We start from the raw sequence: 23,242 nt of genomic DNA on the forward strand, positions 1-23,242 counted from the left end.
GCCCGATGGATGGCAAGATCCTTGCTCGCATCGGCGCGGTCGTCTTCATCGCGGTCGCTTTGACAGTGACCGCGATCGAGATGAGCAGCAAGGACGATGAGCCTGACGCCCCGGCGATGCCGCACCGTTCCATCGCGTCAAAAGACCCGCTCGCGTCCGAATTGCGCCGCTGTTCCGGGATCGGCGAGGCCGGTCCTCGCGATCCCGGTTGTCTGAAAGCATGGGCAGACAGCCGGCGCCGGTTTCTCGGTCAACGTGCACCGGCAACCGTGTCTGCTCCGGTAGCGCCGACAACGGTGTTTCCAAATGTGGCGGCGTCGGCCGACCGGAAAGAAGGAGAGCGGTCGGATGTGACCGCTCCTGAGATGCAGGCCGAGCCGTCCTGGCCGGAGGCTCGCTGACATGGGCGGCATGGGCGTCATCGACCATTTCCTCGAAGTCTTCACGCGCTACATCGACAGCGGCTTCGGCCTGCTCGGCGGCGAGGTCGGCTTCATCGCCACAACCCTGATCGTTATTGACGTGACGTTGGCTGCGCTCTTCTGGTCCTGGGGTGCGGACGACGACATCATGGCGCGCCTCGTTAAGAAGACCCTGTTCGTCGGCGTTTTTGCCTATCTCATCTCCAACTGGAACAATCTCGCCCGCATCGTCTTCGAAAGCTTCGCTGGGCTTGGCCTGAAGGCCTCGGGTACGGGTTTTACCGTCAACGATCTCATGCGCCCGGGCAAGGTGGCGCAGACCGGGCTCGACGCCGGCCGGCCGTTGCTGGACTCGATCTCGAACCTCATGGGCTATTGGTCCTTCTTCGAGAACTTCATCCAGATCGCCTGCATGTTCTTCGCCTGGGCGCTGGTGCTGCTGGCCTTCTTCATCCTCGCGATCCAGCTCTTCGTCACGCTGATCGAGTTCAAGCTGACGACGCTCGCCGGTTTCGTGCTGATCCCCTTCGGTCTGTTCGGCAAATCCGCCTTCATGGCCGAGCGCGTGCTGGGCAACGTCATCTCGTCCGGCATCAAGGTGCTGGTGCTCGCCGTCATCATCGGCATTGGCTCGACTCTCTTTTCCGAGTTCACTACAGGCTTCGGCGGCAACACGCCGTCGATCGACGATGCCATGGCGATCGTGCTGGCCGCACTGTCGCTGCTCGGCCTTGGCATCTTTGGACCGGGTATTGCCAACGGTCTTGTCTCCGGCGGCCCGCAGCTCGGCGCCGGCGCGGCGGTCGGCACCGGGCTTGCCGCCGGCGGCATGGCGGCAGTGGGCGCCGCGACCGCCGGCGCCGTCATGTCCGGCGGTGCGGCTGTCAGCGGCGGTGCTGCAGCGGCGGCCCGTGGCGGTGCCGCGACCGCGGGCAGGGCATCCACAGCCTACAATCTCGGCGCGGCCGGAGAGTCTGGCTTTTCCGGCGTCGCATCCGGGCTCGGCGGTGTCATGAACGCTGGCGCACAGGGCGCCATCTCACCGCTCAAGCGCGCGGCCAACAATGCGGCAGGCAGCATGAAGCACAGCTACCAGTTCGGCGCTCGCGCTGCCTTCGAGACGACCCGCAAGCAGGACCGCTACTGACGCCACCGGGTTCGCAAAGGCAAGCGACAGGAGATAAAGCAAGCCGGCACCCGTTGCGCCGGCAAGTCCGAGCAGCACCGCGCGCTTTGGCCCCTGGGCATCACAAATGCGGCCGGACCAGAAGCGCGAAAGCAGCGATGCGGCAAACTGGCTTCCCGCGACCAGGCCCACGATGAACGGGCCGTAACCGAGGCCGTTGTGGACATGGAGCGGCAACACCGGCAGCGCGATCCCGATGACCAGAAAGGCCACCAGAACGGTCGCCATGATGGGCAACAGTTCCATGAACACCGACGGTTTGGCTGATTGGGTCAAAGGGGTGGCGATCACGTGGTGAGTCATTTTCTTGAATTTCAGCGCCTAAAGGTCCGCTGGACCGTAGCCCGGTTTTTGTAAGGGTGGCGGCCTTGCCGGCGATGTCGGGATCGTAGACTTCTGTGCGCCACGCTGCGGCCGCGGCCTCATCGAAGCCAATCGAGATCGAGACGTCGCGGTAGTTGAGGATGCTGGCCACATCGCGGAATGCCTTACAGAGGTTGCGGTCGCTGCGCTGATCAACGGCCCGAGAGTTTCAGCATCTGCGCCGGATAGCGCTCGCCCTGCACGCCGATCTCGGCCGAGCGCTGTTCGAGTTCCTCGATATCATCGGCGCTGAGGTGCACGGCGAGGGCACCCAGGTTTTCATCAAGCCGTTCGACCTTACGGGTGCCGAACAGCGGCACGATCCAAGGCTTCTTCGCGAGCAACCACGCCAGGGCAACCTGCGCCGGAGTTGCGCCGTGCCGATCACCTACCGCGCGAATGAGTTCGACGAGCGCCTGGTTGGCTGTCCTCGCCTCCGTGGAAAAGCGGGGGATGGAGTTGCGGAAATCGGCACTGTCGAGCGTCGTGTTGACGTCGATCGTGCCGGTCAGGAAGCCCTTGCCGAGCGGGCTGAATGGCACCAGTCCAATGCCCAGTTCCTCAAGCGTCGGCAGGATGTCCGTTTCAGGCTCCCGGGTCCAAAGCGAGTACTCGCTTTGCAGCGCAGACACGGGTTGCACCGCGTGCGCCCGATGGATGGAATCCGAGCTCGCTTCCGACATGCCGAAGTATTTCACCTTGCCTTGCTGGATCAGCTCCTTGACGACGCCCGCAACCTCTTCCATCGGCACGTCCGGGTCGACACGGTGCTGGTACAGCAGGTCGATCTGCTCGACGCGAAGTCGCTTCAGCGAGCCCTCAACGGCCGCCCGGATGTGGTCGGGCCGGCTGTTGACCCCGCCATTGTGCACACCGGTGGCGGCGTCTACGTCCCAGCCGAACTTGGTCGCAACGATCACCTGGTCACGGATCGGCGCGATGGCCTCGCCGACCATCTCTTCATTGGTGAAAGGGCCGTAGACCTCGGCGGTGTCGAAGAAATCCACGCCGCGTTCGACTGCCGCGCGGATCAGCCCGATCATCTGCGCCCTGTCGCGCAGCTGTCGTGCGTCGCTGCTGTAGCCCATGCAACCCAGCGAAAGGGCCGAGACTTCGAGTCCGAGGACCCCGAGTTTGCGTTTTTGCATGATGACAATCCTGCGTCAGGGGTTGCGGGGGCTGATCTTGATCGTGGCAGAACGCGCCCGGCTGCCGACCATTGGAGCGAGGTAGGGGCTCGTCGCGTACTTCTTCTTGTAGGCAGCATCGACCGCGTCGTTTACGGCGCCGTCGACCGGCTCGAAGGCAGCGTCCAGAGCCAACCCTGCGGCGGTTATCTTCCCGGCTCGCTGCCGCACAGCCGCCTGATACCAACGGGACTTCGGCCCGTTGTAGCCACGGACGAAGAGGTCGTTGCCGACGACGACAGACCAGATCCAGGTCAGTGTGCCATAGGTCGTTCCATCCTCGCGGAAGGGCGCGATGTGAAGATCGTCGCTTGCGGCGATCTTCTGCAGCGTTTCGGGTGTCCAGGTCATGCCGTTGCTCTCTGTTCAGACACGGACGGTTGGTATTGCTCAGGGCTGACCTGCTCGAGCCAATCGACGTTTTTGCCGCCGAGCATGTAGGAAATCGCAATGTGGCTCATGCCGGTGGTATCGGTGGCGCCGTGCCAGTGCTTGACCCCCGCCGGAAACCAGACCACGTCGCCGGCCTTGATCTCGTGGCGCTCGCGGCCTTCCTCCTGAACCCAGCCCTTGCCGGAGGTCACCATCAGGGTCTGACCTGCGGGATGCGTGTGCCAGGCAGTGCGGGCGCCGGGGGCAAACGTGACGTGGCCGCCGGTGCCATGCGTGAATTCGGTTGCCGGGAACAAGGGCACAACGACGACATGTCCGGTGAAATAGTCTGTGCTGCCGATCGTCGACGGGCTCGCCCCATTGGGAGTGATCTGGATGCCCTCGGCACCGGTAGGTGCTGCGCCGAATGTTGCAAGAGCGGCCATGGTGGGCGGCTTGTTTTTCATGGGCGGGTCTTTCTTTTGGGTTGGACAGAAGGAGCGCCGGGCGCGGCTACTTCTGTCGGCCCTCGAAAACGTCCTTGGCAACCGGCACCGCCGACATCGCGGCCGGCCATCCGGCATAGAAGGCGACCTGTGACAGGACCTCCGAGGCCTCGTCGCGCGTCAGGCCGTTGTCCATGGCCCGGTTGAGGTGGAACGGAATCTGACCGACGTAACCGGAGGCCATGAGCGCGCTGACGGTCACGAGGCTGCGGTCCCTTGGCGCAAGGTCCGGCCTCAGCCACAGATCCTTGAACAGGACGTCGCCGGTGAAATCGACCAGGCTCTGGGACACGGGCGCGACATTCGTCTGCACACTGGCAGCGCGCGCTTCCTCGGCCTTCTGGTCGAGGGGCAGCAGGGCTGGCGACGCGGCGGGCAACTGTTCAACGCCGACGCCCCGCGCTTCGAAGATGCCCTTGGTCTCGTTGGCGGCGGCCATGGCGTTGCCCCAGCCTGAGTAAAAGGCGAGGTGGGTAATGATTTCCGAAATCTCGGCCGGTTTGACGCCGTTGTCCAAGGCGAAGTCGACCTGTTGGCCAAGCTCAGCCGTCTGTTTGCGGGCGATCATGACGGCGATTGTCACAACGCTGCGGTCGCGGGCCGACAGCGCTTTGCGCTGCCACAGGTTATCGACCAGGGTGTCCTTGCGATACTTCTCAAGAGCCGGGGCGACGATAGCCAGGCTGCCGGAAGCCGGCAGAGTGCCGGCACCCTTCGATGACCTCTCGGATGACGCGGCACCGGCGGCGGCGAGGCTGGTCAATGTGGATGCAGCGAGTGTCTTCATGGCAAGGCCTCCTTTTGCGAGCCGTCTTTGACCTGCACCTGTGTCAGGCGCCGATGAACTCATGCCCGCAATGTAATGCGATTTTCGGTTTGCATTAGGGAGCAAAACCCGCATAGACTCATTAGGAGGGCTTATGAATGGCCGGCGAGAATCTGAATGACCTTGCAGCGTTCCTCGCGGTGGCGCGGGAGCGCAGCTTCACCAAGGCGGCTGCCAAGCTTGGCGTGTCGCAGTCCGCACTGAGCCAGACCATACGCCAGCTCGAGGAGCGGATTGGCCTGCGGCTGCTCACGCGCACGACCCGTAGCGTCTCGCCCACCGAAGCGGGCGAACGTCTCCTGCAGAACGTCGGCCCGCACCTCGACGAGGTGGAAGCCGAAATCGAAGGTTTGAGCGAGCTCCGGGAGAAGCCTGCGGGAATGGTGAGGATCACCGCCGGCGACCATGCCATCGTGACACTGCTATGGCCGAAGCTGAGGAAGGTCCTCGCCGACTATCCTGATATCAAGGTGGAGCTGAGTGCCGACGCTTCCCTGACCGATATTACAGCCCACGGCTTCAACGCCGGCGTGCGGCTGGGCGAACAGGTGGCCAAGGACATGATTTCGGTGCGCATCGGCCCCGACATGCCCTTTGTCGTCGTCGGAACCCCTGCTTATTTTGCCGATCATGCGCCGCCGCTCGTGCCCCAGGACCTGATTGACCACACGTGCATCAACCTGCGTCTGACCACCTTCGGCGGCCTCTACGCTTGGGAGTTCGAACAGGCAGGACAGGAACTCAAGGTTCGGGTCGACGGACAGCTTGTCTTCAACAACGTGTTCCATGTGTTGGACGCGGTCCTCGACGGATACGGCCTTGCCCATGTGCCCGAAGATCTGGTCCGGCCTTATCTCGCCGACGGGCGCTTGCGCCAGGTCCTTGCTGACTGGTCGCCCCCTTGGCCGGGATATCACCTGTACTACCCCAGTCGTCGCCAGGCCTCGCCCGCGTTCGCGATCCTGATCGAAGCGCTGCGCATCCGCAGTTAGGCAAGTGTGTGTTTGAGCCTGTTCGGCTGTTGCCAAAGTCTTGCAGCCGGCGACAGTCCCCCGGCTGGTTGTCGTCGACCACGTCCGCCTTCAGGAAAGTGGCGACGGACGCTGAGTGACTGATATGAGGCGAACTGACATTCAAGTGGACTCATTGTTATCGGGTTCGCCAGACCATACGAGATCATACGAGAGATATGGTTTGGCGAACCAGCCGCTAACATATTGATTTTGTGTAGAAAAAGGCGTCCCTCCGGGCCCACCAACCACTATATATCAGTGGCTTACGCCTAATTCTTTGAGATTGAATTGAGCGTTAGCGGATAAGTCCAAGAGTTTTGAAGGAAATGATTTGGTCCTTTTCGTCAATTTTCTCCTTCTCGTTGATGGCACTCGTCACAGGTAGCTCATGACTCGCGGCTTCGAAAGACCCTTCAGCGATGCGTGCGGTAATCGGCGGCAACGACGTGCAATTAGGCGGGTTCTGACTTCGGCCGAAGGCTCAAAACACTCGAAGGCGCTCGCCATTCGGTCGATCTCGACTCGCCGATGGAACCGAATGTGGCCAGTCCTGCAGGTGTGGCAAAGGCCTGCGGAGGCGTATCATAGCCGCAACGCAACTTCCGTCCTTCGTGGAGGACCGGCTAGTGCGGCAGTAAGGTGGCTTGTCCCATAGTCACCGATTTCTGAAGCGCTGCGGCAAGGCCGTCGCGCACGGCTGCTTCAAAGCCTGCTGCACGCATGGCATCGATTGCTGCCGCGGTGGTGCCGCGGTAGTCGAGGAAGGTCTGGACGATGTCTTTGGGATTTTCTGCGCGGGCCTCGAGGAGTTTTCCCGTTCCAATCAGCACCGCGCTGACGCTCCTTCGGGCAATGTCCGGGCTTACTCCTCGACTGACGGCATCGTCCATCATCGCCGCCGCCAAAAGCGCCGGAAACGCCGGGCCGGAGCCGGTGAGGCCCGTCAGATAGTCGATATCTGCTTCGCTTTTGACTTCATCAGCAGTGCCACAGGCCTCCAGTATCCGGCGAACGAGATTGCGGTCATCCGGGGTGACGCCCTGAGAGCCTATCCAGGGAGTATAGGAATTCCGCACCTCTGCCGCCGCATTCGGAAGCGTACGGACCACGCAGTCGGTCTTGAGACGTCGAGCCAATTGATCGAGAGGGATCCCGGCCATGACAGACATGGCGAGCTTGCCGTGCGCAGAAATGTCGATGGCAGGCCAATCTTGGGGGCGGACCGATACGATGATGACGTCGGATCGATCCACCAGTTCCTGGTTGTCCCGGGTCCAGGTAGCGTTTGGCAGAAAGCCCGGTTGCCCGCTTCTGTAAGAGAGTGTGAGTTGCTCGGGGGTCACAATTTGCGCATCGACGATGGCATCGGCGATGGCGCGTCCAAGCCAGCCGCCTCCGCCAATTATCCCGACGCTTATAGGTCCGCCCATTGTCGAACCCCTCCTCAACCCGCCGAATAGCCGTGTCTGGCGAAGAATCGATCCAGCTCGCGCTGCTGCGGGGCCTCGCCTGTAAAAATCTCCACGTAGCCGGGAATGCGCTTCATGCGGGCCGCGAGATCTTCCTTGGTCTGCATTGAGATGTAGCCGATCTGCACGAGGTAGATGGTGCGCGCTCGAACGTCGGCCGAGTTTTCCTTGTAACCGAAGCGGACGAACATTTGGCTCATCGCGTCGAGACGCGTCTGGTCGGCTTTCTGGACCTCTGCCAGAATGTCAGGAGACTGGAGCGCCCAGCTTCTGACAGCGAATTCGAACTGGGAATCGAACAAGGACGTGTCGAGCCAGCAGTCGAAAACGTTCAGCATCGCTTCGGCAACAGTCTCGGCATACGCCTCCGCCTGCCTGACGAGGTTGCCGGTGTTCTTGTCGCGCCAACGGGTCACGAGGGCAGCCAACAGTTCTTCTCTGTCCTTGAAGAACCAATAGAAGCTGGTGCGCGACAGGCCCAGTTTCTTGGCCAATGGCGAAATTCTCACCGAGTCGACGCCGGATTCGAGAAGCAGGTCGTAGGCGGCTTCAAGCCATCCCTCCGGCGATCCGCGCCACCCGCTATCGTTTGAAACCTGCTCCATGAGCGACCAACCTAACGAAATGTCAAAGTGAAAACCAGCAAAATGTACACCCATGTCGACTCTGTCAACTACCTGGAACTTAAACTTGACATAGGTGTACATTTTCAGATAGCGTTCGCATCTGCCATCCCAGTCCGGAGTCCGTCTGATGTCGAGCGATCCCCTTCTGCAGCCCTACAAACTCAAGCATTTGACCCTGCGCAATCGCATCATCGTGACGTCCCATGAGCCGGCTTATCCGGAGGACGGGATGCCGAAGGAGCGCTATCTTGCCTATACGGTGGAAAGGGCGAAGGGCGGCGTAGCGATGACGATGACAGCCGGGTCCGCGGCGGTCTCGAAGGACAGCCCCCCGGTTTTCAACAACCTGCTCGCCTACAAGGACGAGATCGTGCCGTGGATCAGGCAGATGACAGATGCGGTCCATGAAGAGGGCGCCGCGATCATGATCCAGCTGACCCATCTTGGACGGCGTACACGCTGGGACAAAGGTGACTGGCTCCCCGTTGTAGCGCCGTCCCATCATCGGGAAGCCTCACACCGCGCGTTTCCCAAGAAAATTGAAGACTGGGATATCGAGCGCATCATCAAGGACTTCGCGGATGCCGCCGAGCGAATGAAGGCGGGTGGGATGGATGGTGTCGAGCTTGAGGCCTACGGCCATCTGCTCGACCAGTTCACGTCGCCTCTCACGAACGACCTTGACGGTCCCTACGGTGGTTCGCTTGATAATCGCATGCGCTTCTGCATGGACGTCTTGAAGGCGATCCGGTCACGGGTCGGCGAGGACTTCATCCTGGGCGTGCGCTATACTGCGGATGAGGCTCTTCCCGGCGGCACCGGCAAGTCCGAGGGCATTGAAATCTCCAAGCGCCTCAAGGAAAGCGGACTTGTCGACTACCTCAATGTGATCCGCGGCCACATCGACACCGATGCGGGCCTGACGGACGTCATTCCGATTCAGGGAATGGCGAACGCGCCGCACCTTGATTTTGCCGGCGAGATTCGTGCGGCAACCAACTTCCCAACCTTCCATGCAGCGAAAATACCGGATGTGGCGACGGCGCGCCACGCGATTGCATCGGGTAAAGTTGACATGATCGGCATGACACGCGCCCACATGACTGACCCCCATATCGTGCGCAAGATCATCGAAAAACGCGAAGACGAAATCAGGCCCTGCGTGGGTGCCAACTATTGCCTTGACCGTATCTATCAGGGCGGGGCGGCATACTGCATTCACAACGCCGCGACCGGCCGCGAACTGACCATGCCGCACATCGTCCCCAAGGCAGAAACCCGCAAGAAAATTGTCATCGTCGGCGCAGGTCCGGCCGGCCTCGAGGCCGCCCGCGTGGCGGGTGAGCGGGGACACGAGGTCGTGGTCTTCGAGGCCGCCAGCGACCCTGGCGGGCAGATCCGCCTGACCGCGCTGAGTCCGCGCCGCAAGGAGATGATGAGCATCATCGATTGGCGCATTGCCCAGTGCGAAAAATACGGAGTGACCATCAAGTACAATGCCTGGGCGGAAGCCGAAACCATCGAGGCGGAAAATCCTGATGTCGTCATCATTGCGACGGGCGGGGTGGCGCACACCGACGTCCTTTCCAAGGGCAACGAGTTGGTGGTGTCTTCATGGGACATCATCTCAGGAGACGTAAAGCCGGGAAGCAATGTCCTGATCTTCGACGACGCCGGCGACCATGCCGCACTCCAAGCCGCGGAATTCATCGCGGGTGCGGGAGCGAAGGTTGAGATTATGACGCCGGACCGGTCGTTCTCACCCGAGGTCATGGCGATGAACCTCGTGCCCTACATGCGGTCTCTTCAAAAACTCGATGTGACCTTCACCGTTACCTATCGGCTCGAGTCTGTTGAAAAGAATGGCAATCAGCTCATTGCAAATGTCGGCAGCGACTACGGCGGCATATCCAAGCAGCGCGTCGTGGATCAGGTAGTCGTCAACCACGGCACCATTCCGCTCGATGACATCTATTTTGAACTGAAACCGAAATCGACCAATCACGGCGAGATTTCGCAAGATGAGCTCATCGCTGGACAACCGCAGTCGGTGGTGCGGAATCCGCAAGGACAATTCCAATTGTTTCGTATCGGCGATGCCGTTTCAGCTCGCAACACCCACGCCGCGATCTACGACGCACTTCGACTGGCGAAAGATATCTAACGTCCGGCCACGGACGATACCACCCGCTCACACCAAGGGCTGCGAGATGAACAGAAGTGATGCCCTGCAATATTTTGTAGACACCGCGTTCGTGGCCTTCGACCAGTTCGCACACGACCTGCGATCGCGCAGATCGATCATCCAACTCTTCGCCCAATCGGAGGTTCCCGGGCTGGAAAGGACCAAGGCCGGGAGCCGTTTGCCGGTCTGCTCTTATCTTGGCTCGGCGTTGGCAGAAGAAGCGATCCCGTCCACGCTCCGCAACTTGATCGAACGCTTCAAGGCGATCGAGCCGCTGCTCGAATGGCGGCCGAAATCAAATCCCGCCCAGTCTGCCAGCAGCAATTTCAGCGACGGTCACGCCAACGCGATGATCCTTGGCCCGGGTGGCATCGAGGACAGAAACGATCTGTGGCTCGGCGTCACTTTGATGGCTCCTCACGTCCGGTATCCCGACCACGAACATACCCCGGAAGAAACCTACCTCGTGCTTTCGGATTCCGAGTTCAGGCAGGCTGACAAGGAGTGGTTTTCGCCGGGCATCGGTGGATCATTCTACAATCCGCCAGGCATCAAACACGCAATGAGATCGCTCGATCGACCGCTGTTCGCTTTCTGGGCGCTGATGGTGGATCAAACGCATCACTGAGCTGGCCGAAACCCGCTACGGACTGAGGGCAGGCAACAAGATTGCCGTTCCGATGAGGCATGCAGGTCATCAATAGCTTCATCGTCTCAACGGTCCGGCTTCAACCGAAGTCGGAGGCGGAGTTCCGCGACGACCTAAATAGACATTCCGCTTGTACTCGACCGCTTTGGGCCTGTTGAGCCCATATGACGAGATCACAAGAGGACATCGAAATCAAAGCAGATATCTCTGACCTCGATCCAAAACTCCAACGACTGATTTGGGATGTTTGCTATGCCTCGACTTTCACGCGTCCGATCGGATTGGAGCAGCACGCAAGAATATAACCTTCGGCAACGTCCTCCTCGGTAATGCCGCCGTTATGCACCATATGAACCTGACCTTCGATCTTTCGGATCTTGCAGGTTCCGCAAATCCCCATGGAGCAACCCGACGGGATCACCAGCCCCGCGGCCTTCGCAGCGGCTAGGATCGTATGCGTTTCCGTACACTTCGCGACTATGCCGGACAGGGCAAATTGGATTTCGGCTACGCTTTGTTCATTCGGAACCACATCCTTGGGGACATTCTCCGCATCTGGAGGTTCTGCCTGGAAGCTTTCCTGATGATAGCGGCTCATATCGTAGCCGAGACCCGCAAGGGCCTCGCGCACGGCCCGCATGAAGGGCTCGGGCCCGCAGCAGAACACCTCGCGCTCAAGATAATCCTGCGCCATTAGGCCCAGCATGATCTGGTTGAACATCCCGCGGTAGCCGGTCCATGACCGGAAGGGATCTGCCTCTTCGACGACCCATTTGAGATCGATGCCGACGATGCGCGACGCCATGAGTTCCATCCTGTCGCGCAGAATGATGTCGGATGGGCGGCGCGCGCAGTTGATGAAAACGATGTTCGGCTCGCGCCCGGAATCGTAAAGCCAAGTGGTCATCGCCACCATCGGTGTGATGCCGGAACCGGCCGAGATGAAAAGGTACTTCTCGACCGGATGGTGGACAATTGAGAATTTCCCAGTCGGCCCTATTGCCTTGATGCGCGCGCCTTTGCGCAAATTGTCGAGCATCCATCTGGTGCCGATGGAACCTTCCTGCGCCTTGACCGTGACTGTCAGGGCAGTCGGACGCGAGGGCGAAGACGAGATTGTATATGTGCGATAGACCGGCCCCCCGGGAATGGGCAGTTCCAGTGTGAGAAACTGCCCCGGTTCATGACTGAACAGCGCGCCGGACGGACTCTGAAAGCTGAAGGTCACGACATTCGGCGCTTCCGGAGTACGGGTGACGCATTCCAACTCTTCTGCGTCGGTCCAGAAGGTGAGTTTTTTTAATGCGCTCATCGGTTCATTCCGCTGCAACTTGAAGCGGCGCAAGGGCGCGCTCAAGCCAGGCTGCATACCAATCGACAAATTGTGTCACGCCACTTTCCTGCCCGGGCGAATAGGGGCCAGGGGTGTAAGCTGGTGAGAGGATTCCCAGTTGGTTGGTTTCGACGATCTCGCGATCTTCCTCATTGGTTGCGATCCAGACCTCCGTCAGGCGCTTGAGGTCGTAATCGACGCCTTCGACGGCATCCTTATTCACCAGCCAGACGGTGGTGACCTCGGTTTCCGTGGGACTGATCGGCGTGACTCGGAAGGTCAGAGAGTGGTCAGGCAAGAAGTGGCTCCAGGTTGTCGGATAATGGAACTTCAACAGCGTGCCTGCATCGGGCAGAGCCACCTGGCCCAGATTCTTGCGAACGGCAGCCTTGCCGTCGAGCGTGTAGCTCAGGGCCTTCTGTTGCAGCGGCATCCGCGCCAGACGGAACTGGCCGTTGCCGCCAAGCCGGAACTGCGCAGGGGCACCTGAGGCTTCGCAGCGGTCAAAATGCGCCTGAAGGGTCGCCGAGACCGATCCGTCGGCAGACACGCCCGCCACTTCCGGGTCGAGCGAGAAGGAGTGGCACAGCGACGGGTGGTTGCTGCTACAGTGGTAGCATTCGCGGTTGTTCTCCCACACGAGCTTCCAGTTGGCCTTCTCAATGATGGTGGACGTATGCGCGACCTTCGCATTGTTGAGGTCATGGACCTCAAGGTAGGGAAGGGCCAGGTCGGCAAACGGTTCGAAGTCGGGGGGCGTTTCGGACAGACAGACGTAGATCATGCCGGCTAGATTGCGCAGATGGACCGGCTTCAGGCCGTGTTTGGACATGTCGAAGTCAGGCCCCATGTCATTTGCCCAGATAAGCTTGCCGTCAAGCTCATAGGTCCACTGGTGATAGGGGCAGACGAGTTTGGCCACCTGGCCTTCGCGCGCCTTGCAAATCATCGAGCCTCGATGGCGGCAGGAATTGTGGAAGGCGCGGATTTCGCCATCGCGGGCGCGCACGATGACCACCTCATAGGCACCCACGCGCATCGTCACGTAGCTACCAGATCTCGCTAGCTGGCACGCTGGGGCCGCGTAGAGCCATTCCTGATAGAAGATGTGCTCGAGATCGAGTTGGTAAATTGCCGGCGATGTGTAAAACGGCTGCTCAAGGGCATAGCCCGAGACGCGGCGCGCTAACAGTTCTTGGATGGACGGCGAGGCGGCGTTCATGCGGAAATTCCATAGATGGCGTGCATATTTTGAAATGTATTTTTCTTGCTCGAACGCCTTTTTCGCAATAGCAGTAATTTTCAGCTCGATTTAGTTCAGCTAATCTCTTGCGCCCCGCCCGCGCCAACCATGAGCCAAAAGACGGGTCCAAAGAGGCTTTGATGAGAAGACCGTACGATCTCTCCTCGGTGACCGCTCTCATCTGCTTCGAGGCGGCCGCCCGAAATGCGAGTTTCAAGAAGGCCGCTCAGGAATTGAACGTGACACCCGCCGCTATCAGCCACCAAATCAAAGCGCTCGAGGGTGACTTGGGATGCAGCTTGTTCCTGCGCATGAGCCGCGGTGTCGATTTGACTGAGAAAGGGGCGTTCTTGTTCGTTGCGGTGCAGCGCGGCCTTGAGACGATTTCCGACGCCGTTACTCACATGCGCGATCGCCCGGAAACCGCTGACGTGACCATCCGGACAACGACGGCCGTCAGCTCGCTTTGGCTTACGCCAAAGATATCAACCTTCTGGAAAAGCCATCCCACCATCACTGTCTCACAGATCGTCAGCGACGTGCCTGGAACAGCTATCCGCTGCGATCTAAGTATTCGATACGGGGATGAGCAGGAGCACCATGAGGAGTGTCACAAGCTCTTTCAAGATCGCATTGTCGCGCTCGGGACCCCAAAATTCGCCGCCGAGCACGGCATTGGGCGAGTTGAGGATCTGCTCAAGGCACCCTTGATTCATACGAACAACGAGGAAACGGACTGGACGAACTGGCCGGACTGGTTTCAAGCGCTTGGACACACCATCCCAAAGGGCCGCAGGTTTTCCGTCAACAACTACATGATTGCCCTCCAAGCCGCCCAGGATGATATCGGGGCGGTACTGGGGTGGGATGGATTGGTCAAAAGCCTGATGGAACAGGGACGGCTGGTCACACTGGTGCCCGACAATATTCCCTCACCCAAGGCATTTTATCTGAAAATCCATCCGCGAGCAGGTTCGAAAGCTCGGCTCTTTGCGAGCTGGCTTGCCAAAAGCTCTTGAAAGGCTGGCCTCTTGCTCGCGGACAACGTGTACCGGCTTTACACGACCACACTCGCTATGCCTTGGCTAAGTGGGCGTAACTTGCTGCGAAACGCCCGAATTTGTGCTGGCCACAAGTCACCGGCTTGTAGCGACGCGGGTTGCCATCCGTGACGCAGGACGCCAGCGGTTCGATGATTGCATCGAAATCAGCGTCGATAAAGAACGGGATCGAATAGCGCTCCCGCCCTGTGGTGTTGACCACGCGATGCATGTTCGCCAGATAGACATCATTGGTGAGCCGCTGGATCAGATCGCCAATGTTGATGACGAAGGTGCCATGGATGGGTGTACCCTCTACCCAGTCGCCGTCTCTGTTCATCACCTGCAGACCGCCCACGTCGTCCTGCGCCAGGATGGTCAGATTGCCATAGTCCGTGTGCGCACCGATACCGATGATGTTTTCCCCGACATAGCCACCCTGCGGAGGGTAGTGGAGAAGGCGCTGGATGCTGATGGGGTCGCGCATCAGATTCTCGAAATGATTTTCTCCCAAGTCCAGACTGAGAGCGATGCCCTTCAACAGTGTTTTCGCAAGGACGACCATTTTCTGATGGTATGCGTATGTCAGCTCGGAAAACTCGGGCAGGGCTGAGGGCCACTGGTTGGAGCCAAAAAACGGACCCTCCAGGGTCGAGCGTTCAGGGCCGATGTCAAAGCACTCTTTGAGATCCTTCGTCTTGCCTGGATCGGTGTTTTCCCCGAATGGCTCGATATATCCGCGCAGCGCCACATCGGATTTGCTTACATGCAATTCCATCTTCTGTGGCATCGGCAAATCAAAAAACCGGCGACTCACATCGAACACGGAGTCGACGAACTCCTGGGGGATGCCATGGTTCTTGACGTACAGGAAGCCAGTGTTCGACAGCGCCCAACGTATCTGCTTGGCCACCGCCTGCTTGTTGCTGCCATCGAGAAGGGGCGCGATATCGACCACCGGGATCTTGTCAAAGCTTTCGCGCTTCGCACGCAACTTGTCGTCCAGTCGGGCAACGAGATCTATGGACATTGAACACCTTGTTTGATGGTGGGAGACGGGCCGACCTTGGCCCATTCGTTCCAGCCTCCTCAACTGCAATAATATTGCTGCTGGATTACGTGTAATAATCTGGCGTCACCGGTGCGGACGGCACGGACCATCCGATCCTGACGGATTCAGGCATCTCAAACTGATCGTGCCTGAGACCGGTTGGCGACGAAGACGCCAAGTTCGGCGAGCAATACGGCGGCACGAGGAGCGCTTCGCGGCGCAAGAACTCTAGCTGTCTCGCTCCTGCGCAGCGATTTCTCGTATCCAGCTTCGCAGGATTTCTGCAGCGGGCGAAAGCGTGCGGTTATCGTTCCAGGTTAGATAGTAGCTGCCTGGCGCAGGGAGCTCGAGTTCGGTCAGCCTGACCAGTTTGCCTTCCTCGATCTGTGACTTCACGAGGTGATGCCAGCCTACTGCAACGCCCTGGTTGGCCTGGGCCGCCTGCATGGCTACAAAGAATTTGCCGAAACGGCGGCCGCGGCTCGGACCGTGGGGCACGGCCGCACGACGCAATACCTCGTCCCAGCCCGCCCAGTTTGGATCAACCCAGTCAACATGCAGCAAGGGAAGATCCGGCAAGGACCCTGTCGTCGCGTCTCGATGCACTTTGGCAAATTCGGCTCCGCAGACCGGATAGATGGTTTCGCCGAAAAGAAGCTCGGCATTCTCGTCAGGCCAGGACCCGAACCCGTATCGGATGCGCAACTCCACCTCGGCCCTCCGGTAGTCTCGCGGATTGTCAGAGATCAAATGATCGACTGCAATCTCGCTGTAGCGTGTCCAGAAATCGGGCATACGCGGTATCAGCCACATTGTCGCAAAGGCGTCAGAACAGGCGAGCGTGACGTTCTTGGACCGATCGCCGCGCTTGACGGTGCGGACAATTTCGGCTGCGCGCGAAAAGCCGCTCGCAAGAACGCCATAGAGGTCCTCGCCGGCACTCGTCAGCATCACCCCTGAGCCCAGTCTTACAAACAGCTGAACGCCAAGTTCGTCCTCGACCGCCTTGACCTGTCTGCTGACTGCCCCGGGAGTCACATTCAGCTCTCCCGCCGCCAGCTTGAATGATAAGTGCCTGGCGGATGCTTCGAAGATCGCGAGGGCTGTCAGGGAGGGCAGGTCATAATATCGGCGAACCATCTTGAGCTCCAAACACCCAAAACCACCTGGCGCGGCGATTTCGGCGAGGTGTGCGCGGCAGACCGTTGTGATCTTTGCCATGCATACACCAGATCGCGTCTGGCGAAAGCTGATGCAGTCGGGACTGCCCGCATTTTCATGCGGAATATGGCGACCGTCGCAACTCAGCAAAGATGAGACTTCTGCTGGGCGCGCGTGGGAATGATTTACGGGCTGGCTTTCACTGATTGAGCCGCGTTTCCCATGACGATGCTGATTGGATCAATCGTAAGCGACGAGGCGAAGCCACGGACGTCCGCGTATAAGTCAACACGCGCGTGAGACTTTTGCAGTAGGTCAAATCGGCCGGTTGCAGCAATAGTCGCGCGCGGCCCGGCTGCGGCTCGCGTGTTCTTTTTGGAGGCCCGCATGACCGTTGAAGCGCAAGTTTCTCGAAGGGGAGGACGCGATGCGCGCCGAATTATTCGGACTGCGCCCAAGGTGGAGATGCTGCCGACACTCAAGCGCGGGCTACCTGTAATCGAGCCCATGGATGCAGAGCAGGTAGAACGTATTCACGAAGCGTCGCTGGCAATCCTGGAAGAGGTCGGGGTGGTGTTTCGCGACCCGATCGCTCTTGAGGACTGGAAGAGAGCAGGCGCCGACGTTCGCGGTGAGCGAGTCTATCTGGATCGCGCGTTGGTGATGGAGCTGATCAAAACAATCCCGCCCGACATTGAGTATTTCGCTCGCAACCCGGCAAAAAACGTCCAGCTGGGCGGCCCGAATTCGATCTTCGTGCCGATGACCGGCGCGCCATACATGCGCGATCTTGACGACGTGCGTCGCGGCCCGACCATTGCGGACTTAGGGACCTTCCACAAGCTGGCACACATGATGCCGGCGCTGCACTCATCGGCGCACCACATCGTCGAGCCGATGGATATCGTCGTAGCGCACCGACATCTGCACATCACCTACTCGTCGATGAAGCATTCCGACAAGATCTTCATGGGCATGACCACCTCGCCCAAGAACGCCGAGGACGTGCTCGACATGTGCGAGATTCTCTTTGGCAAAGGCTTCATGGAAACGCATGCGGTCACGACCGGAAACTGCAACGGCAATTCTCCGCTCGTGTGGGACCAGGTCATGCTTGGCGCCATGCGGGCGTTCTGCCGGCGCAACCAGCCAGTGCTGTGCTCGCCATTCGTGCTGGGCGGCGCAAACACGCCCGCGTCGACGGCGGCTGCGGTGGCCCAGCTGAATGCCGAGGCACTGTCCGCACTCGCCTACACCCAAGTGATCCGCAAAGGCTGCCCGGCCATTTACGGGCATTACCTGTCGACGGTCTCCATGCAATCCGGCGCCCCGATGGCTGGAACGCCCGAGATATCGCTGATGAACTTCATGATCGGTCAGATGGCGCGACGCTACAACGTCCCGTGGCGCACATCGAACCTGCTCGGCGGCGCCAAGATTTTCGATGCTCAGGCCGGCTACGAAAGCGCCATGACAATGATGGCGGTGCTGATGTCGGGCGCCAACTACATCTGGCACTCGGCGGGTTGGAACGAAGCCGGGATGCATTGTTCTATCGCGAAGTTCGTCGTCGATGCCGAGGTTTGTGCGATGGGCTATCGCATGACCCAAGGTATCCACTGGGATGATTTCGACGAGGCCTTGGCCGCCATCCGTGACGTTGGACCCGGTGGCCACTATCTCGGCCATCCGCATACCCAGGCCAACTTCGAACGCGCATTTTTCATACCAAAGCTGTTCGACAACAATTCGATCGAGCAGTGGAAGGTCGACGGCTCAAAGGACATAAAGCAAAGGGCGCTCGACCACGCGAAGCACCTTTTGGGAGAGTACCAGGAGCCCACGCTGGACCAGGCCAAAGATGAAGAGCTGCGCGCTTACATCGATCGACGCTCGCGCGAAATCCCGGCGGTTGACGCACTCAACGACGATTACTGAGCGTCGTCATGCGCATCAACAGGATCAACGTCTACTCGATCCGGCTTCCCACCAAGGGTGGCGCCTATAAGATGGCGAGCACGGAAGTCCACTCCTTGGACAGCACCCTTGTCGAAGTTGTGACGGATGACGGCATTACGGGATGGGGCGAAACTTGCCCCGTCGGACCAGTCTATCAACCCCATCACGCGCTGGGAGCTCGGGCGGCGATAGCTGAGATTGCGCCAGGCCTTATTGGAGAGCCGACCCAGTCGCCGCGTCATCTGGCCAAGCGGATGGATGAAAGGCTCAACGGTCACAACTATGCCAAGGCGGCGTTCGACATAGCGTTCCTCGACCTCATTGGTCAGCGTCTTGGCGTGCCGATCTCGACGCTGCTGGGCGGCGCGCTTACGGACCGCGTGCCGTCTTACTACTCCCTGATTGTGGGCTCGCCGGACGAAACCGCGCGTATCGCGGCTGACAAGGTCAGGGCGGGCTACCCGCGCATCCAGATCAAGGTTGGTGGTCGCAACCTGGAAAAGGACGCAGCCACCGTGCATAAGGTCTGGGAGGCCGTGGGCCTCAAGGCAAGCATAGTTGTAGACGGTAATCGTGGCATGTCCGTAGCATCTGCGCTGCAGTTGGATCGGCTTTGCCAAAATATTCCGTTCGTGTTCGAGCAGCCCTGCAACACCATGGAAGAGATCGCGGCGGTCCGGGGCAGGGGTACCCATCCCATCTATCTGGACGAGAACACCGAAGATCTGAATGCAGTATTGCGGGCCATATCATCGGGCATTGCCGATGGTTTCGGCTTCAAAGTCACTCGCCTGGGCGGACTGACCAAAATGATGACCGCTCGCGACATGTGTGCCATCCGGTGCCTGCCGCACACCTGCGATGACGCATGGGGCGGCGACATTATCGCAGCCGCCTGCGCTCATCTTGCTTCCACGGTCGATCCACGTCGCTTTGAAGGCGCCTGGATCGCGCAGGAATACATCGATGGGCACTACGACAATACGAACCCCGTGGTCATTGAAAATGGTCATATCGCCGTGCCACAGGGAACGGGCCTAGGTGTCAAGCCCGAAGCCGGCATCTTTGGTGTCCCGGTAGCGAGCTATGGCTCCTGATGAACGCGCCGGCCCGCATCCACGAAACCAGCAGCCCCGTCCACCCAGACGCTGCGTTTCAGGTGTCAGGGAAGCCGCATGACATTGCCGTGCTCGTTTTGCCGGGATTTTCGCATCTGGCGCTTCACGCTTATCTCGAGCCCTTCCGCATAGCCAATACGGTTTCGCGGCTTCCTCTTTTCCGCTGGCGGATTGCAGGGGTCGACGGCCAAGCGGTTGTGGGCGCCAACGGGATCTCGATACCGGTGGATGTGACAGTCGAGGAGTTGACAGCGGACGGGTCCCACAGTTGCAGACTGAACCAACTCGTCGTCGTGGCGGGCGAACCGGTCGAAAAGCAGATGACGGCTCTGTTGAACTCGTTCCTGCGGCTAGTGGCGCGGCGAGGGGTATCGATATCGGCGATCGGCACGGCAACGTGGCTGCTCGCTCAAACGGGGCTTCTCGGAGATACCCGTTGCACCATTCATTGGTCGCGTCTCGCGGCTTTCTCAGAGGTTTTTCATAAGCCACGCATCCGTGATTCCCTGTTCGTCAGGGATGGCCAATATTCAACGTGCGGTGGTGAATTGGCGGCGTTCGACCTCGCGGTAGATCTCATTGCAAGTCACGCGGGCGCCTTCATCGCCCAAGAAGTGTGCCGTCATGCGACGGTGGAAGGCCAGCGCTCCGGTTCGAACCGGCAGACGGGTCCTTCAGGCCTGGCGTTTGCAGGAGTCAGCGACAAGCTGGCGATGGCGATGCGCATTATGGAAGAGAATGTGGAAGTTCCGCTGTCGATGGGCGACGTTTCAGATCGGGTTGGGATTTCCCGCCGGCAGCTTGAACGCCTGTTCGCAATCCACGTAGGTCAACCACCGGCTCGTCACTACCTCGGGATCAGGGTCGACCACGCCAAGCGCCTGATCGAAGGCACGCGAATGCCCATCATCGACATTGCTGTTGCCTCCGGGTTTCTGTCGGCGTCGCATTTTGCCAAATGCTTCCGCATCATCAATGGCTTTTCGCCACAGCAGTGCCGGACAATGGTGCCGGCTTGGGTCGGGCCGGGACTAGGTTGAGAAGCTCAGCCGCAGCGTGACCCTCCTGCAAGCGAAATGTCGGCAACACATCGAACTTGCCTGGTCGCTGTCTACCGAACAGCTGTTTGCGCAACCGCGCGCGACAAGCGCGCGGGCGATGCTGTAACGCTTGGGCCAGAGGCCTCAATCACCGTGGTTGCAAGCCGCGATGCTTGTCACGCAAGTGTTTGCAACCGGCGTGACCTACACCGCTCAATCAAGAATAAGTTGCAACTGGAGCGCCCAAGACATCCAGGCGCGGCGTAATGCCCAGTCCAGGTGAGTCAGGCGCGCTGACACGTCCTTCAGTTACCACGAAGTCGCCGTCCGCCACCTTTGTTGTCACCATATCTCGACATTCCAGAATGCATCGAAGATTCTTCTCAGGAACGGTCTGTCCAAGGTGCACTATGCCCGCAAACGCGATATCCGATCCTACAGTGTCTTGAACGCTGACGGTGTAGCCTGCTGCAAGGCAGATGTCTCTGTGGCGACGGCCCTTGGTGAGACCACCATTCTTGGAAATCTTGAGGCCAATACCGTCTGCTGCATCGTCTGCAATTATCTGGACGATTGACGCGTCGTTCGTCGCGAGCTCATCGAAAATTATCGGAACGTCAGTCCTTCGACGTAGCGAGACACACTCGCGCCATGTCGCGCAAGGTGCCTCCAAGACGAAGTCGAGACCTTGCGGTAGCAGGCGCAGCATTCTCAGGGCTGTCTCCACCGTCATGCCGCCATTGGCGTCCACGAGAAAAAACTCGCCTGGTTTCTTGTCAGCCATCGACGCCGCAATGCGTTCAGCGTCGATCGCCGGATCGTCGCCGACCTTCACCGAGTGCCCGATATAGCCCTGGGCCCGGTGATCCGCGACACGCCTCCGCATCTCCTCTGGATCGCCCACATAGATAGACGAGATGATCGGCATCCGGACGTTCGTCCGGCCGCCCAGCAACTCGCAAACGGGCATTTCGACGGACTTTCCGAAGATGTCCCAGCAGGCGATGTCGAGAGCTGTCTTGGCATGTTCGTGGCCGACAAGCGCAAAATCCATCGCCTCGTTGATACGGTCGACTCTTCTCGGGTCAAGACCGATGAGACTGGGTGCGATCTCAGCGATCCCTGAGCGGACACCAAGCGCGTGGGCGGCGACATAGGTGGATCCCCATGGCGTACTCTCGCCCCATCCCTCGATGCCGGTGTTCGTGGTCACGCGGACGATCGTCGCATCGAAGCTGGGGTATTCTCGTCCACCTGAAAGAAGGTAAACGCCGCCAGAATAGGGGAGGTTGACTTGGAAGACGTCGATTTTCTGGATTTTCAGGTCGCGCATTTTTTTCACTTTCACGTGGGTATGACGAGAACAAGCTTGCCGCTGATCTTCTTGGACAGGAAATCGTCCTGCGCCTGGACGATGTCTTCCAATGGATAGGTCTTGCCGATGTGCGGCTTGATTTCGCCGCTCTCGACGTAGGACACGAGGTTTTCGAAGACTATGTCCTCCTGGAATGTGCAGCCAAAGAAGCTCAGATCCTTGAGATAGAGCGTGCGCACATCAAGCTCGACAATCGGTCCGGCAATTGCACCGGCGATGGCATAGCGTCCGCCACGCCTCAGTACATCCAAGAGCTGCGGAAACTGTGGGCCTGCGGCGACGTCGATGACAACGTCGACCGAATCCCTTCCTATGGCGTCGACGAGGCTCTCGCCACGCGACACCACTCGGTCAGCACCGAGTTCGCGTACGGTGGCGGCCTTGCTTTGGCCTGCAACCGCGTTGACGATGGCCCCACGTCGCTTTGCCAATTGGACCGCAGCGGACCCGACGCCGCCGGACGCGCCCGTAATGAGCACGGTCTCGCCGGCCCTCACGTCTGCCCGATGCAACATGCCTTCGGCGGTCGAATAGGCACAAGGCAGCGCAGCCAATTCGACGTCGCTCCAATCGCAGTCGACCTTGAACGTCTCACGCGATGGCGCCTTCGCGTATTGCGCGAATGCGCCGTCGCATTCAGATCCAAATGTCCAGCATTCCCAAGGTCGATAGTCCACATAAGTTCGAAGCAAATTCCGTACGATCACCCGTTCGCCGATCCGCCCATCATCGACACCCTCTCCAACAGAAACGATGTGGCCACAGCAATCGGCGCCTTGAATGCGAGGGAAGGACAACGCCATGCCTGTCCAACTCGCGTCGTCATCCTCCGACGACTCAAATCCGGAGGAGCCCCCTTCGGACGTGCCGCTCCTCACGCCTTTGGAATACCAGCCGATCCGGGTATTGATGTCGGTGTTGTTAATCGCAGCCGCAGCCACCTTTATGAGAACTTCGCCCGGTCCCGGCTGTGGAACCGAGAGGTCGGTCTTGAATTGCAGCTTGTCGAAGCCGCCATGTCCGGTCAGCACCACGCCGGACATCGTCGTTGGAATGCGGGTTGATGGGGACAATCTCGCTGCCTCTGCGTTCATGCTCGTTATCCTTATGGGGTAAAA

At 59.7% G+C, this 23,242-nt stretch carries 22 protein-coding genes; 9 read left to right on the forward strand and 13 right to left on the reverse strand.

Annotated features, from left to right (window positions below):
- Nucleotides 1-5 precede the first annotated feature (5 nt).
- Both trbK-alt and trbL read left to right on the forward strand, forming a co-directional pair.
- Nucleotides 6-401 carry a putative entry exclusion protein TrbK-alt gene (gene trbK-alt / locus ACSQ3Z_RS09130; protein WP_436170958.1) on the forward strand — a complete coding sequence of 132 codons (396 nt, stop codon included), beginning with the start codon at nt 6-8 and terminating at the stop codon, nt 399-401.
- A 1-nt stretch (nt 402) separates the two neighbouring features.
- Nucleotides 403-1,569: a P-type conjugative transfer protein TrbL gene (gene trbL / locus ACSQ3Z_RS09135; protein ID WP_436170959.1), complete on the forward strand. Its 1,167-nt coding sequence runs from the start codon at nt 403-405 to the stop codon at nt 1,567-1,569.
- Here the strand turns inward: trbL and ACSQ3Z_RS09140 are convergent.
- The 5 genes from ACSQ3Z_RS09140 to ACSQ3Z_RS09160 form a co-directional block, all read right to left on the reverse strand.
- Nucleotides 1,462-1,911, reverse strand: a complete 450-nt coding sequence (locus ACSQ3Z_RS09140) for an MFS transporter (RefSeq protein WP_436170960.1) — start codon at nt 1,909-1,911, stop codon at nt 1,462-1,464. The two genes, trbL and ACSQ3Z_RS09140, sit on opposite strands and share 108 nt — an antisense overlap.
- Before the next feature lie 212 nt (nt 1,912-2,123).
- Nucleotides 2,124-3,119: an aldo/keto reductase gene (locus ACSQ3Z_RS09145; RefSeq protein WP_436170961.1), complete on the reverse strand. Its 996-nt coding sequence runs from the start codon at nt 3,117-3,119 to the stop codon at nt 2,124-2,126.
- 15 nt (nt 3,120-3,134) lie between these two features.
- Nucleotides 3,135-3,509, reverse strand: a complete 375-nt coding sequence (locus ACSQ3Z_RS09150; RefSeq protein WP_436170962.1) for a DUF2255 family protein — start codon at nt 3,507-3,509, stop codon at nt 3,135-3,137.
- Complete coding sequence (locus ACSQ3Z_RS09155; RefSeq protein ID WP_436170963.1) at nt 3,506-3,997, reverse strand: (R)-mandelonitrile lyase; 492 nt, start codon at nt 3,995-3,997, stop codon at nt 3,506-3,508. Before ACSQ3Z_RS09155 ends, ACSQ3Z_RS09150 begins: the two co-directional genes overlap by 4 nt.
- Nucleotides 3,998-4,043: 46 nt before the next feature.
- Complete coding sequence (locus ACSQ3Z_RS09160) at nt 4,044-4,823, reverse strand: carboxymuconolactone decarboxylase family protein (protein ID WP_436170964.1); 780 nt, start codon at nt 4,821-4,823, stop codon at nt 4,044-4,046.
- Nucleotides 4,824-4,960: 137 nt separating this feature from the next.
- On the opposite strand from ACSQ3Z_RS09160, the gene ACSQ3Z_RS09165 reads away from it, so the two are divergent.
- A complete protein-coding gene (locus tag ACSQ3Z_RS09165; protein WP_436170965.1) occupies nt 4,961-5,854 on the forward strand; it encodes a LysR family transcriptional regulator in 894 nt (297 codons plus the stop codon).
- A gap of 644 nt (nt 5,855-6,498) precedes the next feature.
- Here ACSQ3Z_RS09165 and ACSQ3Z_RS09170 read toward each other — a convergent pair.
- Nucleotides 6,499-7,305, reverse strand: coding sequence for a pyrroline-5-carboxylate reductase family protein (locus ACSQ3Z_RS09170; protein WP_436170966.1), 807 nt, complete (start codon nt 7,303-7,305; stop codon nt 6,499-6,501).
- 14 nt (nt 7,306-7,319) lie between these two features.
- Nucleotides 7,320-7,949 (reverse strand): TetR/AcrR family transcriptional regulator, encoded by a 630-nt coding sequence (locus ACSQ3Z_RS09175; RefSeq protein ID WP_436171876.1) that lies wholly within the window; start codon nt 7,947-7,949, stop codon nt 7,320-7,322.
- A 148-nt stretch (nt 7,950-8,097) separates the two neighbouring features.
- Here ACSQ3Z_RS09175 and ACSQ3Z_RS09180 point away from each other — a divergent pair, with 148 nt between their 5' ends.
- Together ACSQ3Z_RS09180 and ACSQ3Z_RS09185 are read left to right on the forward strand one after the other, a co-directional pair.
- A complete protein-coding gene (locus tag ACSQ3Z_RS09180; protein ID WP_436170967.1) occupies nt 8,098-10,134 on the forward strand; it encodes an FAD-dependent oxidoreductase in 2,037 nt (678 codons plus the stop codon).
- Between the two features lie 46 nt (nt 10,135-10,180).
- The gene (locus ACSQ3Z_RS09185; protein ID WP_436170968.1) at nt 10,181-10,783 is read left to right on the forward strand and encodes a dimethylsulfoniopropionate lyase; all 603 of its coding nucleotides are present in this window, start codon (nt 10,181-10,183) and stop codon (nt 10,781-10,783) included.
- 271 nt (nt 10,784-11,054) lie between these two features.
- Here ACSQ3Z_RS09185 and ACSQ3Z_RS09190 read toward each other — a convergent pair whose 3' ends face one another.
- Entirely contained in the window at nt 11,055-12,116 is a 1,062-nt protein-coding gene (locus ACSQ3Z_RS09190; RefSeq protein WP_436170969.1) for a 2Fe-2S iron-sulfur cluster-binding protein, read from the reverse strand.
- Between the two features lie 4 nt (nt 12,117-12,120).
- The gene (locus tag ACSQ3Z_RS09195) at nt 12,121-13,359 is read right to left on the reverse strand and encodes an aromatic ring-hydroxylating oxygenase subunit alpha (RefSeq protein WP_436170970.1); all 1,239 of its coding nucleotides are present in this window, start codon (nt 13,357-13,359) and stop codon (nt 12,121-12,123) included.
- A 161-nt stretch (nt 13,360-13,520) separates the two neighbouring features.
- Between ACSQ3Z_RS09195 and ACSQ3Z_RS09200 the strand changes: the two genes are divergently transcribed.
- Nucleotides 13,521-14,399, forward strand: a complete 879-nt coding sequence (locus tag ACSQ3Z_RS09200; protein ID WP_436170971.1) for a LysR substrate-binding domain-containing protein — start codon at nt 13,521-13,523, stop codon at nt 14,397-14,399.
- Between the two features lie 55 nt (nt 14,400-14,454).
- Here the strand turns inward: ACSQ3Z_RS09200 and ACSQ3Z_RS09205 are convergent, their stop codons facing one another.
- Entirely contained in the window at nt 14,455-15,450 is a 996-nt protein-coding gene (locus ACSQ3Z_RS09205) for an isopenicillin N synthase family dioxygenase (RefSeq protein ID WP_436170972.1), read from the reverse strand.
- Between the two features lie 249 nt (nt 15,451-15,699).
- A complete protein-coding gene (locus ACSQ3Z_RS09210) occupies nt 15,700-16,692 on the reverse strand; it encodes a LysR substrate-binding domain-containing protein (RefSeq protein WP_436170973.1) in 993 nt (330 codons plus the stop codon).
- Nucleotides 16,693-17,019: 327 nt separating this feature from the next.
- On the opposite strand from ACSQ3Z_RS09210, the gene ACSQ3Z_RS09215 reads away from it, so the two are divergent.
- From ACSQ3Z_RS09215 to ACSQ3Z_RS09225, 3 genes are read left to right on the forward strand one after another with little or no spacing between them, the layout of a single operon-like run.
- Nucleotides 17,020-18,570, forward strand: a complete 1,551-nt coding sequence (locus tag ACSQ3Z_RS09215) for a trimethylamine methyltransferase family protein (protein ID WP_436170974.1) — start codon at nt 17,020-17,022, stop codon at nt 18,568-18,570.
- A gap of 8 nt (nt 18,571-18,578) precedes the next feature.
- Nucleotides 18,579-19,688: a mandelate racemase/muconate lactonizing enzyme family protein gene (locus ACSQ3Z_RS09220; protein WP_436170975.1), complete on the forward strand. Its 1,110-nt coding sequence runs from the start codon at nt 18,579-18,581 to the stop codon at nt 19,686-19,688.
- A complete protein-coding gene (locus ACSQ3Z_RS09225; protein ID WP_436170976.1) occupies nt 19,688-20,749 on the forward strand; it encodes a GlxA family transcriptional regulator in 1,062 nt (353 codons plus the stop codon). The genes ACSQ3Z_RS09220 and ACSQ3Z_RS09225 overlap by 1 nt, the downstream gene beginning before the upstream one ends.
- Before the next feature lie 217 nt (nt 20,750-20,966).
- Here the strand turns inward: ACSQ3Z_RS09225 and ACSQ3Z_RS09230 are convergent, their stop codons facing one another.
- Together ACSQ3Z_RS09230 and ACSQ3Z_RS09235 are read right to left on the reverse strand one after the other, a co-directional pair.
- On the reverse strand, nt 20,967-22,082 hold the full coding sequence (locus ACSQ3Z_RS09230) for a mandelate racemase/muconate lactonizing enzyme family protein (protein ID WP_436170977.1): 1,116 nt from the start codon (nt 22,080-22,082) through the stop codon (nt 20,967-20,969).
- An 11-nt stretch (nt 22,083-22,093) separates the two neighbouring features.
- Entirely contained in the window at nt 22,094-23,218 is a 1,125-nt protein-coding gene (locus ACSQ3Z_RS09235) for an alcohol dehydrogenase family protein (protein WP_436170978.1), read from the reverse strand.
- Nucleotides 23,219-23,242: the final 24 nt, after the last annotated feature.

The sequence above is a fragment of the Mesorhizobium sp. LjNodule214 genome, from assembly GCF_964252735.1.
GTDB lineage: Bacteria > Pseudomonadota > Alphaproteobacteria > Rhizobiales > Rhizobiaceae > Mesorhizobium.

Coding starts and splice junctions, on each gene's coding strand:
- ACSQ3Z_RS09235 (WP_436170978.1), bottom strand. CDS start 23,218: ATGAACGCAGAGGCAGCGAGATTGTCCCCATCAACCCGCATTCCAACG.
- ACSQ3Z_RS09140 (WP_436170960.1), bottom strand. CDS start 1,911: ATGACTCACCACGTGATCGCCACCCCTTTGACCCAATCAGCCAAACCG.
- ACSQ3Z_RS09210 (WP_436170973.1), bottom strand. CDS start 16,692: ATGGCAAAGATCACAACGGTCTGCCGCGCACACCTCGCCGAAATCGCC.
- ACSQ3Z_RS09165 (WP_436170965.1), top strand. CDS start 4,961: ATGGCCGGCGAGAATCTGAATGACCTTGCAGCGTTCCTCGCGGTGGCG.
- ACSQ3Z_RS09150 (WP_436170962.1), bottom strand. CDS start 3,509: ATGACCTGGACACCCGAAACGCTGCAGAAGATCGCCGCAAGCGACGAT.
- ACSQ3Z_RS09170 (WP_436170966.1), bottom strand. CDS start 7,305: ATGGGCGGACCTATAAGCGTCGGGATAATTGGCGGAGGCGGCTGGCTT.
- ACSQ3Z_RS09175 (WP_436171876.1), bottom strand. CDS start 7,949: ATGGAGCAGGTTTCAAACGATAGCGGGTGGCGCGGATCGCCGGAGGGA.
- ACSQ3Z_RS09220 (WP_436170975.1), top strand. CDS start 18,579: ATGCGCATCAACAGGATCAACGTCTACTCGATCCGGCTTCCCACCAAG.
- trbK-alt (WP_436170958.1), top strand. CDS start 6: ATGGATGGCAAGATCCTTGCTCGCATCGGCGCGGTCGTCTTCATCGCG.
- ACSQ3Z_RS09185 (WP_436170968.1), top strand. CDS start 10,181: ATGAACAGAAGTGATGCCCTGCAATATTTTGTAGACACCGCGTTCGTG.
- ACSQ3Z_RS09215 (WP_436170974.1), top strand. CDS start 17,020: ATGACCGTTGAAGCGCAAGTTTCTCGAAGGGGAGGACGCGATGCGCGC.
- ACSQ3Z_RS09205 (WP_436170972.1), bottom strand. CDS start 15,450: ATGTCCATAGATCTCGTTGCCCGACTGGACGACAAGTTGCGTGCGAAG.
- ACSQ3Z_RS09145 (WP_436170961.1), bottom strand. CDS start 3,119: ATGCAAAAACGCAAACTCGGGGTCCTCGGACTCGAAGTCTCGGCCCTT.
- ACSQ3Z_RS09190 (WP_436170969.1), bottom strand. CDS start 12,116: ATGAGCGCATTAAAAAAACTCACCTTCTGGACCGACGCAGAAGAGTTG.
- ACSQ3Z_RS09225 (WP_436170976.1), top strand. CDS start 19,688: ATGAACGCGCCGGCCCGCATCCACGAAACCAGCAGCCCCGTCCACCCA.
- trbL (WP_436170959.1), top strand. CDS start 403: ATGGGCGGCATGGGCGTCATCGACCATTTCCTCGAAGTCTTCACGCGC.
- ACSQ3Z_RS09180 (WP_436170967.1), top strand. CDS start 8,098: ATGTCGAGCGATCCCCTTCTGCAGCCCTACAAACTCAAGCATTTGACC.
- ACSQ3Z_RS09155 (WP_436170963.1), bottom strand. CDS start 3,997: ATGAAAAACAAGCCGCCCACCATGGCCGCTCTTGCAACATTCGGCGCA.
- ACSQ3Z_RS09230 (WP_436170977.1), bottom strand. CDS start 22,082: ATGCGCGACCTGAAAATCCAGAAAATCGACGTCTTCCAAGTCAACCTC.
- ACSQ3Z_RS09195 (WP_436170970.1), bottom strand. CDS start 13,359: ATGAACGCCGCCTCGCCGTCCATCCAAGAACTGTTAGCGCGCCGCGTC.
- ACSQ3Z_RS09160 (WP_436170964.1), bottom strand. CDS start 4,823: ATGAAGACACTCGCTGCATCCACATTGACCAGCCTCGCCGCCGCCGGT.
- ACSQ3Z_RS09200 (WP_436170971.1), top strand. CDS start 13,521: ATGAGAAGACCGTACGATCTCTCCTCGGTGACCGCTCTCATCTGCTTC.